The following is a 12,668-nucleotide window of genomic DNA, read 5'->3' as shown; positions in this document are numbered from 1 at the left end:
TGAAAGATCAGGTTGGCAGATGCTCCAGCACGTACTCGGCCGAAGACACCTCGAACTGGCCGGGCTGCTCGATCCAGGCCGCGCGCACCACGCCGTCGACCACGTACAGGGCAAAGCGGCGCGAACGGATGCCCATGCCCGAGGCGCTGGCATCGAGTTCCAGGCCGAGCGCGCGGGTCAGTTCGGCGTTGCCGTCGGACAGCATCATCAGGCCGGCGGGCACGTCCTGTTCGGCCGCCCAAGCCTTCATCACGAACGGGTCGTTGACTGCCACGCAGTAGACGTCGATACCGCGCTGACGGAACGCCTCGAACTTTTCGACGTAGCCGGGCAGGTGGCGCGCCGAGCAGGTCGGGGTGAACGCGCCGGGCACGGCGAACAGCACCACCTTGCGCGCGTCGAACAGCGAATGCGTATCGAGCGTTTCGATGCCCTCGCGGATGCGCTTGAGGGTCACTTCCGGAATGCGGTCGCCGACATGGATGGTCATGGGGAACTCCTTGCTGGGGCAGGCTAGTGGGCCGGATGGGACAGGGGCGTCAAGACATTGGAAAACCCGTGTGCAGGCCCCATCTTCAGGCTTTGCGGCAGGGGCTTCCAGCCACAGCGTGGCGCATGGGGATGGCAGCCGCATTGCGCAGGATCAGTCGGCCTCACCGGGGCCGCACGAGGGGCGGCGTAGCATCGCCGGCGCGTAGAATGAACCCGGGGCGGCGCCACCGGCGCGGCCGAAGCAGATCGAGGTAGCTGGATGGAATTCAAGGATTACTACGCCACCCTGGGGGTGGAACCGAGCGCGGGCGAGGCGGAAATCAAGACCGCCTACCGCCGGCTGGCACGCAAGTACCACCCGGACGTCAGCAAGGAGGCCGGGGCCGAAGACAAGTTCAAGGCGGTCAACGAGGCCTACGAGGCGCTGCGTGACCCGGAGAAGCGCGCGGCCTACGACCAGCTGCGCGCACAGGGCTATCGCCCGGGCGAGGAATTCAACGTACCGCCGAACTACGGTGGTGCCGGTGGCTTCAACTTCGAGGAAGTGTTCGGCGGTGGCGGCCCCAATGGCGGCTTCAGTGACTTCTTCGAGAGCCTGTTCGCGCGCCAGCGTGGCGGTGCCGGTCCGGGGCCGGGTTTCAGCAGCCAGGGCCATGCGCCCAATCGTGATACCCGCGCCAAGCTGTCGGTGCCGCTGGAAGCGGCCTACAGCGGCGACAGCCTGCGCATCACGGTCAACGGCAAGCAGCTGGATGTACGCGTGCCCAAGGGTATCCGCCCGGGCCAGGTGATCCGGCTGGCCGGGCAGGGCAACCACGGCGGTAACCTGCTGCTGGAAGTGGAATACGCCGCCCACCCGCAGTTCGAGGTCGATGGCCGCAACATCCTCTACACGCTGCCGGTCACGCCGTGGCAGGCCGCGCTGGGTACGAGCATCAGCGTGCCGACCCTGGGTGGAGCGGTGGAATTGAAGATTCCGGCCGATTCCGATGCCGGCCGCAAGCTGCGCCTGCGTGGCCGTGGGCTGCCAGGCAGCCCGGATGGCGACCAGATTGTTGAAATCGAGATCGTGGCCCCGGCCGCGACCGACGAGGCGCAGAAGAAGGCCTACCGCAATCTGGCCAAGGCGTTCGGCGAGTCAATCTGAGCATGCCTTGCGGTAGTGCCGGCCGCTGGCCGGCAATTTCATGACCCGGGACGGTGATGCGTGGTTGCCGGCCAGCGGCCGGCACTACCGCGCGCGTCTCAGCCCTGCCCGGCGAACACCCGCTCCAGCACCTCGGACAGCTCGTCTTCCGAGAACGGCTTGGTGATGTAGGCCTTGGCACCCTGGCGCATGCCCCACATGCGGTCGGTGTCCTGGTCCTTGGTGGTCACCAGGATCACCGGGATGTGCCGGGTCGCCTCGTCGCGGGCAAGCGTGCGGGTGGCCTGGAAGCCATTGAGGTTGGGCATCACCACGTCCATCAGGACCAGGTCGGGCAGCTCGGCCTTGGCGGTTTCGACCCCGGCGGCGCCATCGGTGGCGGTCAGGATCTGGTGCCCGAGCTTCTCGACGATGCGCTGTATCCCCAACAGCTGCGACGGTGAGTCGTCGACGATCAGAATGCGTGCCATGTTGTTCCCCATGTAATGCCCGCAGTGTAGTGCGGGCTCATTACCGGTGGGAGGGCCGCATCTGCCGTCCGTCGCCTGCCTGCAACGTTCAGTCGATCCGCACCACGGTGCGGCCCAGCGAACCGCCGGCCAGCATCCGCTCGAACACCGCCGGCAGGCCGTCCAGGCCGACTTCGGCGGTACAGATGCGGTCCAGGTGTTGCGGCTTCCACTCATTGCCCAGCCGCGCCCACACTGCTTCGCGCAGCCCGCGCGGTGCGTTGGCCGAGGACACGCCCAGCAGTGACACGCCGCGCAGGATGAACGGCATCACCGTCATGTCCAGTTTCGGGCTCGCCGCGAGGCCGGCGCTGACCACGCTGCCATAGGGCACGGTCTGCGCCAGCAGGCTGGCCAGCATGTCGCCTCCGGCATTGTCGAGGCCCCCGCCGAAGCGGGCCGATTGCAGTGGGCCGGTATCGGCCAACGCCGAGCGTGGCAGCACCTCGGCGGCGCCGATGCCGCGCAGGAAGTCCGACTGCTCAGGCTTGCCGCTGACCGCGTGCACCGTGTAGCCGGCACGGCTGAAGATGGACAGCGCCAGCGCGCCCACACCGCCGCTGGCGCCGGTGACTGCCAGCGGGCCGAGCTCCGGGGTCTGCCGGTTGTCTTGCAGGCGCAGCAGGGCCAACGCTGCCGTGAAGCCGGCGGTGCCCAGCACCATCGCCTCGCGCGGGCTCAGCCCGGCCGGCTGCGCGATCACCGCGCTCGATTGCAGCCGCACGTACTGGCTGTAGCCCCCATCCCGGGTTTCGCTGAGGCCGCAGCCGGTGGCCAGTACCGCATCGCCTTCACGCCAGGCCGGGTCGGTGGATGCCACCACGGTGCCGGCCACATCGATCCCGCCGACCAGCGGGAAGCGGCGCAGGATCCTGCCCTTGCCGGTGCCCGCCAGCGCGTCCTTGTAGTTGACCGAAGACCACTGGGCGCGGATCAGCACCTGGCCGGGGTTGAGGTCGTCGACAGTGATCTGGGCCAGGCCGGCGCGGTAACCGGCATCGTCATTTTCGATGCGGAAGGCTGTAAACGGGGTGGTGGGGGCCATCGGCGTTGCCTGACTTCGAGGAAAACGCCACCTTACCCCGTCGAGCCCCTTTCAATCCTGCCGGTCCGCCCCATCTTGTATGATCGGTAATGGTTTCACGGCTGGCGTTGCGGGAAGGGCCCGCGCCGCAGCCCAAATCTTGATGGAGCGTGCATGGCCTGGAATACACCCGGCGGCAACAAGGGCGGACAAGGCCCCGAGGACAAGCGACGTGGGCCTTTCGGCACGCGCGGCGGTGGCAATGGCGGTGGCTGGGGCGGACTGCCCGGGCCGCTGAAGGATCTGTTCGACGGTGGCATCCTGCGTTGGGTGGCGGCAGCGGTGGTGTTGCTGGTGCTGTTCTCCAGCTTCCAGCTGATCGGCGAACAGCAGCGTGGCGTGGTGCTGCGCTTCGGCCAGTTCTCGCGCATCCTCACCCCAGGTCCGAACTTCAAGTTGCCGTGGCCGATCGAATCGGTCACCAAGGTCAACGCCACCGAGATCAAGACGTTCTCGATCCAGGTGCCGGTGCTGACCCGCGACGAGAACATCGTCAACGTCTCGCTGAACGTCCAGTACCGCATCGACGACCCGCAGCAGTACCTGTTCGGCACGGTTGATGCCAACCAGGTGCTGGAGCAGTCGGCGCAGAGCGCGGTGCGCGAGGAAGTCGGCCGTGCCGACCTCAACGCGGTACTGAACAACCGTGGCCCGCTGGCCGTGGCCGCCGAGGAGCGCCTGCAGGCGCTGCTGAAGGCGTTCAAGACCGGCCTGACCGTGACCGGCCTGACCCTGCAGGACGCCCGTCCGCCGGAGGAAGTGAAGCCGGCCTTCGACGAGGTCAACGGTGCCCAGCAGGTCAAGGAACGCCTGATCAACGAAGCCCAGGCCTATGCCGCCAAGGTCGTGCCGGAAGCCCGAGGCCAGGCCTCGCGTGCCCGTACCACTGCCGAAGGCTACAAGCAGGCCGTGGTGTCCAAGGCCGAGGGTGACGCGCAGCGCTTCAGCCTGCTGCAGGCCCAGTACAAGGACGCCCCGGAAGTGACCCGCAAGCGCCTGTGGCTGGAGACCGTGCAGCAGGTGTTGAGCGAGAACCGCAAGGTGATCGGTGGCGATGGCCGCCAGCTGATCTATGTGCCGATGACCGGCGATACCCGTCCCACTACCTCGGCCCCGCCGGGGGTGACCAATCCGGAGGTGGTGATGCCGTCGCTGCCGGGCGCAGCGGTGGAAGCTTCCCGTGATCCGGGCCGGCCGGTGGGCCGCCCGACCGGGCGACCGAGCGGCCGTGAGGAGGGCAGCCGATGAAGAGTCCTATCTGGATCGCCGTGATCGTGGCGGTGGTGCTGGGCCTGCTCGGCTCGGTGTACGTGGTCCGTGAGGACCAGACCGCCATGGTCCTGAACCTGGGCAAGGTGGTGCGTTCGGACATCAAGCCGGGCCTGCACTTCAAGGTGCCGGTGGTGGAAACGGTGAAGGTCTTCGACCGCCGCTTCCAGGTGCTCGACACCGCCCCGGCGCGCTACTTCACCGCCGAGCAGAAGGACGTCAGCGTCGACTTCTTCGCCATCGGCTACATCTCCAACGTGGGTGACTACTTCCGTGCCACCGGTGGCGATCCGCGCGTGGCCAACGCCCGCCTGGCCCCGATCATCACCGACTCGCTGCGCAACCAGATCAACTCGCGCACCCTGCAGCAGCTGGTCTCCGGCGACCGCAGCGAGCTGATCGCCGAGCAGCTGAAGGGGATCAACGAGGCCGTGGCCGGGCTGGGCATGCAGATGATCGACCTGCGCATCAAGCAGGTGGACCTGCCGACCGACAGCCAAGTGATCAACGACGTGTACGAGCGCATGCGCGCCCAGCGCAAGCAGGAAGCCGCCAAGCTGCGCGCGGAGGGCGAGGAGCAGTCGCTGACCATCCGTGCCCAGGCCGACCGTGACAGCACCGTGCTGATCGCCGAAGCCGAGCGTGATGCGCAGCGCCTGCGCGGTGAAGGCGATGCCGATGCGGCGCGCATCTACGGCAAGGCCGGCTCGGCCGATCCGTCGTTCTATGCGTTCTACCGCAGCCTGGAGGCCTACCGTGGCTCCATGACCGACGGCAACGGCGTGATCGTGCTCGACAAGAATGACCCGTTCCTGCAGTACCTGAAGAACGACCGCTGAGGTCGCAGGGCAGTACCCCACGGGGCCCGGCCAGATGCCGGGCCCCGTGCTTTTTCCGGAGTCCCCCATGAAAGATCTGTTCGCCGCCGTCTGCCTGGTGGCGGTGCTGGAAGGCCTGTTCCTGTTCGTCGCTCCGTTCGCCTGGAAGCGCATGGCCGAGCGCCTGCTGGACCTGCCCAGCCCAGCCCTGCGCAGCTTCGGCGGGCTGGTGCTGCTGGCCGGCCTGAGCCTGCTGTGGTGGGCGCGTCATTGAAAGGGTAGTGCCGGCCGCTGGCCGGCAACCTGGGATTGCCCACCAGCGGCCGCCTGCGTTCACATGCGTGGCCCGGCTCTGGTAGATGCCAACCTTGGTTGGCATTGCCGGCCAGCGGCCGGCACTACCGGGAGGCGCCTGACCGGCCGGTACATGCGTGGCCCGGCTCTGGTAGATGCCAACCTTGGTTGGCATTGCCGGCCAGCGGCCGGCACTACCGGGAGGCGTCTGACTGGCCGGCACATGCGTGGCCCGGCTCTGGTAGATGCCAACCTTGGTTGGCATTGCCGGCCAGCGGCCGGCACCACCGGGCGGGGCGCCTGACCGGCCGGTGAAGCCGCCCGTCGGAAAGGTGGCACCGGACCCCGGAAACCCGGATAATGCACAAAAGCCGGACGGGCCTCCCCGTCCGGCTTTTTCTGTGTCTGGGCCTTCCATCGCCGGCTGCTCCCCGTTTGGAGCCGCCATCCAGGTGCTGGCCAGCCCCGCCACGGTTTACCCGTCCGCGGCCCCGATGGCCGCTACAAAATCGAGGAGCCCGTCATGGGTCAGTCTGTCGTAGTGTTGGGTGCCCAGTGGGGCGATGAAGGCAAGGGCAAGATCGTCGATCTGCTCACTGAGGAAATCGGCGCCGTCGTGCGCTTCCAGGGCGGCCACAATGCCGGCCACACCCTGGTCATCAACGGTAAGAAGACCGTCCTGCACCTGATCCCGTCGGGCATCCTGCGTGATGACGCGCTGTGCCTGATCGGCAACGGCGTGGTGATCTCGCCGGCCGCACTGCAGAAGGAAATCGCCGAGCTGGAAACCTCCGGCGTGGAAGTGCGTTCGCGCCTGAAGATCTCCCCGGCCGCGCCGCTGATCATGCCGTACCACATCGCCCTGGACCAGGCGCGCGAACGCGCTGCCGGTGGCAAGGCGATCGGCACCACCGGTCGCGGCATCGGCCCGGCCTACGAAGACAAGGTGGCGCGCCGCGGTATCCGCATCGCCGACCTGCACTACCCGAAGCAGCTGGAAGAGCTCCTGCGCACCGCGCTGGACTACCACAACTTCGTGCTGACCAATTACCTGAAGACCGACGCCGTCGATTTCCAGAAGACCTTCGACGAAGCGCTGGCCTTTGGCGAGTACGTGCAGCCGATGAAGTCCGACGTGGCCGGCATCCTGCACGACCTGCGCAAGCAGGGTAAGCGCGTGCTGTTCGAAGGCGCGCAGGGTGCGCTGCTGGACATCGACCACGGCACCTACCCGTACGTCACCAGCTCCAACACCACCGTGGGTGGTGCGCTGGCTGGTGCCGGCGTGGGCGCAGATTCGATCGACTACGTGCTGGGCATCGCCAAGGCCTACGCCACCCGCGTGGGCGGTGGTCCGTTCCCGACCGAGCTGGACGACGAAATCGGCCAGGGCATCCGTGACCGCGGCGCCGAGTACGGTGCCTCGACCGGCCGTCCGCGTCGTTGCGGCTGGATGGACATCGTTGCGCTGAAGCGCGCCGTGGCCATCAATGGCATCAGCGGCCTGTGCATCACCAAGCTGGACGTGCTGGATGGCATGGAAAAGCTGAAGGTCTGCATCGCCTACGAATACAACGGCAAGCGCACCGAGTACGCGCCGCTGGACGCGCAGGGCTGGGAAGAGTGCACCCCCGTGTACCTGGAGTTCCCGGGCTGGACCGAGAACACCCACGGCATCACCAACTGGGACGACCTGCCGCCGGCCGCACGTGCCTACCTGCGTTCGCTGGAAGAGCTGGCCGGTTGCCCGATCAGCATCGTCTCCACCGGCCCGGACCGCGACCACACCATGGTCCTGCAGGATCCGTTCGCCTGAGGTAGCGCCGGGCGCTGCCCGGCGTAGGTGACAGGAAGAGCCCCGCGAAAGCGGGGCTTTTTCGTTACTGTGTCGGCACGGCCAGCAGGGAGGTGACGTGATGACCCGGATGTCAGCGTGAAGGGCGTAACGGTGGTGCGGATCACCCTGTGGGTGCTGTGGAGCCTGTGGGCGCTTGCCTGCGCGGTGCTGGTGCTGGGCGCGATCGCCAACCACATGGCCTCACGCACGCAGGTGCTGCCTCTGGTGCTGAGCCCGGGTGCGACGGCCGAGGTCACGGTCTACCGCTTCATCGATGACCAATTGCGGCTGCGCCTGCGTTACGCGGATGACGGTACTTCCACGGCGATCGATCCTGAGGTGCGCCTGCGCGCGGAAACCCCGACAGATCAGGCCGACTTCCGCGCCGAAACGCGTTCGGGCGTGCCGGGCTCCGGCATCACCCGCGCGCTGGAATCGGTTGAGCCTGCTGGATTTGCCGCCTCGTACTTCGGTTATGGCCGGGGGGATGCGCTGCCGCGCGGGCGTTCGTGGCTGCGGGTGACCGTTCTGGAGGTCGAGCCCGCGCTGGCGGGGCGCGTGGCCTCGGTGGAACTGCTGCCGCCGATGGACGTGCTGAAGCTGACCGACCTGGACTATGTGTGGTTGTGGCCGTTCTTTTTCTGGAAGGTGGCCGCGCTGTTCCTGCTGATTCCGGGGGCTGCCTTGGCGGTATTCACCATCACCTTGCGGCGTTGGCAGCGTCGGGCATCGAAGCAGCCGATTTCAGTAGCGGATACGGATTGATCGATTCGCCCTTCCACCACTGCTTTTCCGGGCCCAGCACGTGCACCTCAAAGTGCAGGTGCGGCGCATCGTCACTGGCATTGCCTGTGCTGCCCACGTAACCGATCACCTCTCCGCGCTTGATCACCTGCTTCTCCGCCAGGCCATCGGCGTAGCGCTGCAGATGCGCGTAGTAGTAGCACCAGCGCCCGCTGGGCTCGAACTGGTAGATCGTCAAGCCGCCGCGCTCGCTGTCGAACAGTTTTTCCACCGTTCCATCGGCCACCGCCAGCACCGGCGTACCGGTATCGGCCATGATGTCGATGGCATCGTGCACGCGGCCTTCGCTGCGTGCATCGGTGAACGTATCGCGCAGCTGGGAGGTCAGGATGCCCTGCACCGGCAGCAGCAGGCCGGACGGCGCATCCGCAGCCTGCGCGGCCGACGGCGCAGTGGCGCCGGGTGGGGCTGTTGCGCGAGGCGCTACTGGTTCCTTCACCGTCGCAGCGGCCCCCGGCGCTGCTTCCGGAAGCGAGGCGGCTACCGGCCCACTCGCATCGCGGTGCAACCACCAGCCTGCACCCAACCCCAGCAGAACACCCAGCACGATCAGCTGCGAAAGACGCATCGGCTCACTCCTGCATCACCACGGGTACCGAGGTATCGACTGCATCGGCCACGCGCACTGCATCCCAGTTGGTCATGCGCACACAGCCATGTGATTCGGTCTTGCCCACGTGGCCGGGTTCAGGCGTGCCGTGCAGGCCGTAATGCGGCTTGGACAGATCGATCCAGACCCGTCCGACCGGATTGTTCGGGCCTGGCGGCAGCGTGGCCTTCTTTTCGCCCTTGCGGGCATCCCAGAACAGCTTCGGGTTGTAGTGGAACGGCGGGTCGCGGTACACGCCCAGGATCTTCCATTCCCCGATCGGCAACGGGTCGTGCTGGCTGCCGGATGACACCGGCACCTGCGCGATCAGCTTGCCCTGCGCGTCCAGCAGCTGCAGGGTGGAGTCGGATTTGTCGACCACGATCTTCGCCGCCTTCGGCAATGCCGCCGGGGCGATGTTGGGTACCTGGATGCGGCTGCCTGCCTTGGCCAGATCTATGCCCGGATTGAGCGCCTTCAGCAGCTCAGGGGAGGCGTGGAAACGCTCGCCCAGGGCTTCTTCCACACTGCTGAAGCCCAGCGATTTCAGCCTGGCCTGTGCGGCGGGGCCTTTCGGTATGGCCTGGAACGGGCCGGCGACATCCTCGCTGGTCAGCGTATAACTGGCCAGCGGCTCGACCGTATCAGCCTGCAGGGCCTTCCAGGTGGGGTCATCCACTTCACCCGTTACGGTCAATCCGTGCGCCGCCTGGAAGCCCGACACTGCGCGCCGCTGGTTGCTGCCCACTTCGCCATCGATCTGGCCGGGAGAGAAATTCGCGCGATCCAGCAGCACCTGGGCGTGCAGGGCGGAGCGTGGTCCGACATCCGGGCCGGCCCTTTCGGCGATGGGGGCGGGCAGGGCGGGCGACGCGACCTGCGCAAAGGCAGCAGGCGACAGCAGGGTGAGGGACAGCACAGCGACGCGGGCTGAAAGCATGGGGGGCTCCAAGGGAATGCCCTTCCACCATGCCAGCCGAGCACGAGCAGCCCGCGTGAAAAGGCTGACCCAGACCTGAGCCTCTACCTTCACGCCGCCTTGGCGGCTCCGGGCATGCTGCGGGTTCGCATCGCAAACGCATGGCGCTCACCATAGCGCCTGATCACGTCCAGCAAAGGAAGTGTCACCACCGACAGGGGGGGATTCCAGGCCGGCGAACTGCGGATGTCACTCCGCTCCGCTTCCTCTCCGGGGAGCCAGAACTCCAGGGTGATCGTTGGCAACACGCGCTCCGTTGCAGCGAGGTGGCGATGCAACAGAAGCCCATACAACTCGATGTTGTCCAGATCCTTCTGCGCCTTCTCTTTCACGGGCCGGGTTCTGTCGTCCTCTTCCCGGTTGCGTCGCCACTGCCAGTCGGGTGCGATGGGGTAGTACTTGAAATCGACCACGGCGTACTCGGGTCCCCGTTGCAGCAGCAGGTCGGGCCGGCGGCAGATTCCGTTGTGGGCGAACATTGAATGCTGAAGCTGATTCCAGGTGTCGCGGTGTTCGACGGCCATGGGATGGTGTGGGAGATGGGTGCCGTCACAGGTGACGATGGAAGTGTCCTGCGTGTCGCTGGCCTGCTGCAGGGCTTCATGCAGGCACATGGATTCCCAGACGGGCCAGAAATCCCGCATGCCCCAGACCTGACCCTGCTGCACGCTGCCTGCGAGTGCAGGATGAAGGTAGCGCTCCAGTGCTGCGTAAAGGGCAAGGAACTCTGTACTGCGCAGCGTTGCCTGCCTGTAGCACGTTCTCAGGAGCTGCTGGAGTCGCCGCTGCAGCAGCTCCTGTGCCCATCCATCACCTTCATGCAGCGAGTCGCCCGGGCGCAGATGGCGATGGCGGAAGTCCGTCGCACGCTGCAGGGCATCCATGGTGAAGCGCCCCCAGATGACGCCGGGATCGATCCGCAGCAGACTGCGGTAGAAGTCCTCAGCCAGGAAAAAATACAGGCCGACGATGTCGGCGGTCCCGCGTTCGCATACGCTTCGGCGAGTGGGAAGCTTCGGGAAAAAAGGGGCGTCGTCGACGTTGAACAACGCATGGTGGAGGTGGCGGTCTGCATGCTTCAGATCGCCATCCTGCCGTCGTGCCATCTGTGGACGAAGTGACAGCAGCCGCAATGGGTTTGACCGGTTGAACAGCGAATCAATGCCATACGCGTCGACGAACGAGGCAGGGGCCTTTGCCAGCCCTCGCCCGACACTGCCTGCCTCGACGCCATCCTGTTGCTGTGTGTGCGCGACATTGGACTGGACATTGCTGAAGGCCGCAAACGCCATGTAGAGCAGACGGAATGCGTCGCGGGGCGCGGTGCAGGTTGGCATGCCATGCGGCACGCGAAGCTCGGTGCGGCCATCTTCCACGAACAGGCCCACAGCGCTGGACCCGGCCGCGACGACGCTGACGTCATGCAGCTGCATGCAGCTCTGCCGAGACAGTGAAGCTGCGGATGAATTCATCGCGCCGGGCAGCAAACTGTCCGAAGGTCCTCAGTGACTCCGCGGGAATGCCAAGCCATTCTGCGAGCGGGGACTTGTCCCTCTCGAAAACGTTGTCCCACAGGTAGAGAAAGAGCTTCCCCTCGATATCACCGGCGGCGATATGGTGAGCGGTGGGGTGGACTTCCTGTGTCCCAGCAAGCGCTTCGACGAAATCCTCGATGAGCATCCCGTCCTTGGTCCTCGGGAAGTTTTTCTTTGACTTGTAGTAGGGAGAGCTACCGCTGATGGCGAAGGCAATGGCCTTCAATCTGCGCTCGGCGGATTCGTCAAAGCCCGAGAGCGTGTCGATCGCCTTCAGGGTCTCGCTATTGCAGGATTCCCGAAGCTTGCAGAACTCTTTGTCGAACCTTTGGCTGAAGTCCGCGCCCTGCATGCTCTTCGCAGCCCCCGGGGCAAGCAGGCGCAGTTCGGCAATCGATGCTGCGTGCGTCTGTTCCAGGGTCGCAGGCGGTGTCCTCGCAGCGACGGACCGCGCCTTGATGAACCAGGGGCCGATCAGTTTGTCGTCGAGATTCGGAGAGGCGCATTTCTCGACGATCATCGCATTGAGATCATCCACCAGCATCTTCCAGGTGACCGACGGGTGGCCTTCGATCGTTGCATTGGCCTGCGCTGCGGGAACCGCGTTGAACTCGGCTGGACTGAATTCGAAGTTCCAGCGGCGCTTGAATGCCGAATCCATGAAGAAGATCGACTCGTCGCCAGTGTTCATGGTCCCGATCAGGTAGAGATTCGCCGGAAGCCTCAGCATGCGCTCATTTTCGATACGTCCGATCAGCGTGGAGGAGTCTCTGTCATCGCGAGCTTCAAGTTCGCGGATCTCGTTGATCAGCGCCTGCACCGTCAGTTTCGAGGCACAGACGGAATAGCTGGATTGTCCGTCATCGTCACGGTCCAGCAGCTGGAAGATGTCGCCGAAGATTTCCGCGCAGTTGCCGCGGTTGATTTCGTCAATGAGCAGGACAACGTTGCGAGGCGGCGAATCGGCCGTGCCGTGCTCTGAACGATGGAGGGCAAGTGCCAACGCGCGGATGAAGGGGCCGGCATGCACTTCATAATTGACCCTGTTGCCCTCGGACAATGGCAGCAGGCGGGAGACGAAATCGCCATAGCCAAACTCGGCGTGGAACGTCACGGGGATGACCTCGCCCGGGCGAATGCCGAGCATCGGCGTCTTCTCATGCCGGGCCTTGTAACTCTTGCTGGTTCCCGGTGGGCCGAAAATGATCAACTGGTGGGGAAAACCGTGGCTCATCAGATGTATCCATTGATCTTCAAGGGTCGATTCGATTCTAAGGGCGCCCGCTGCAGGCGGGCACCCTTGGCAGCGGG

At 65.8% G+C, this 12,668-nt stretch carries 13 protein-coding genes; 6 read left to right on the top strand and 7 right to left on the bottom strand.

Annotated elements, in window-relative coordinates:
• Positions 1-7: 7 nt before the first annotated feature.
• Entirely contained in the window at positions 8-490 is a 483-nt protein-coding gene (locus SMAL_RS15360) for a peroxiredoxin (RefSeq protein ID WP_006383828.1), read from the bottom strand.
• A gap of 261 nt (positions 491-751) precedes the next feature.
• On the opposite strand from SMAL_RS15360, the gene SMAL_RS15355 reads away from it, so the two are divergent.
• A complete protein-coding gene (locus tag SMAL_RS15355; RefSeq protein ID WP_012511838.1) occupies positions 752-1,639 on the top strand; it encodes a DnaJ C-terminal domain-containing protein in 888 nt (295 codons plus the stop codon).
• Between the two features lie 98 nt (positions 1,640-1,737).
• On the opposite strand, the gene pilH is transcribed toward SMAL_RS15355, so the two are convergent.
• Positions 1,738-2,109 (bottom strand): twitching motility response regulator PilH, encoded by a 372-nt coding sequence (gene pilH, locus SMAL_RS15350; protein WP_005410644.1) that lies wholly within the window; start codon positions 2,107-2,109, stop codon positions 1,738-1,740.
• Between the two features lie 88 nt (positions 2,110-2,197).
• A complete protein-coding gene (locus tag SMAL_RS15345) occupies positions 2,198-3,193 on the bottom strand; it encodes a YhdH/YhfP family quinone oxidoreductase (RefSeq protein ID WP_012511837.1) in 996 nt (331 codons plus the stop codon).
• A gap of 153 nt (positions 3,194-3,346) precedes the next feature.
• Here SMAL_RS15345 and hflK point away from each other — a divergent pair, with 153 nt between their 5' ends.
• The 5 genes from hflK (at position 3,347) to SMAL_RS15320 (ending at position 8,215) form a co-directional block, all read left to right on the top strand.
• Complete coding sequence (gene hflK, locus SMAL_RS15340) at positions 3,347-4,480, top strand: FtsH protease activity modulator HflK (protein WP_006383788.1); 1,134 nt, start codon at positions 3,347-3,349, stop codon at positions 4,478-4,480.
• On the top strand, positions 4,477-5,340 hold the full coding sequence (hflC, locus tag SMAL_RS15335) for a protease modulator HflC (RefSeq protein WP_006383787.1): 864 nt from the start codon (positions 4,477-4,479) through the stop codon (positions 5,338-5,340). The genes hflK and hflC overlap by 4 nt, the downstream gene beginning before the upstream one ends.
• Positions 5,341-5,407: 67 nt before the next feature.
• Positions 5,408-5,593 (top strand): DUF2065 domain-containing protein, encoded by a 186-nt coding sequence (locus SMAL_RS15330; RefSeq protein ID WP_005410640.1) that lies wholly within the window; start codon positions 5,408-5,410, stop codon positions 5,591-5,593.
• A 543-nt stretch (positions 5,594-6,136) separates the two neighbouring features.
• Entirely contained in the window at positions 6,137-7,429 is a 1,293-nt protein-coding gene (locus SMAL_RS15325; RefSeq protein ID WP_006383668.1) for an adenylosuccinate synthase, read from the top strand.
• A gap of 117 nt (positions 7,430-7,546) precedes the next feature.
• Positions 7,547-8,215, top strand: a complete 669-nt coding sequence (locus SMAL_RS15320; RefSeq protein ID WP_012511836.1) for a hypothetical protein — start codon at positions 7,547-7,549, stop codon at positions 8,213-8,215.
• Here the strand turns inward: SMAL_RS15320 and SMAL_RS15315 are convergent.
• From SMAL_RS15315 to SMAL_RS15300, 4 genes are all read right to left on the bottom strand, one after another.
• Positions 8,151-8,822 carry a M23 family metallopeptidase gene (locus tag SMAL_RS15315; protein WP_012511835.1) on the bottom strand — a complete coding sequence of 224 codons (672 nt, stop codon included), beginning with the start codon at positions 8,820-8,822 and terminating at the stop codon, positions 8,151-8,153. The two genes, SMAL_RS15320 and SMAL_RS15315, sit on opposite strands and share 65 nt — an antisense overlap.
• Before the next feature lie 4 nt (positions 8,823-8,826).
• A complete protein-coding gene (locus tag SMAL_RS15310; protein WP_012511834.1) occupies positions 8,827-9,783 on the bottom strand; it encodes a L,D-transpeptidase family protein in 957 nt (318 codons plus the stop codon).
• A gap of 89 nt (positions 9,784-9,872) precedes the next feature.
• A complete protein-coding gene (locus tag SMAL_RS20630) occupies positions 9,873-11,255 on the bottom strand; it encodes a hypothetical protein (protein ID WP_012511833.1) in 1,383 nt (460 codons plus the stop codon).
• Complete coding sequence (locus tag SMAL_RS15300; protein ID WP_012511832.1) at positions 11,242-12,591, bottom strand: McrB family protein; 1,350 nt, start codon at positions 12,589-12,591, stop codon at positions 11,242-11,244. The genes SMAL_RS20630 and SMAL_RS15300 overlap by 14 nt, the downstream gene beginning before the upstream one ends.
• Positions 12,592-12,668: the final 77 nt, after the last annotated feature.

The sequence above is a fragment of the Stenotrophomonas maltophilia R551-3 genome, from assembly GCF_000020665.1.
GTDB lineage: Bacteria > Pseudomonadota > Gammaproteobacteria > Xanthomonadales > Xanthomonadaceae > Stenotrophomonas > Stenotrophomonas maltophilia_L.
This window is presented reverse-complemented; position numbering and strand designations above follow the sequence as displayed.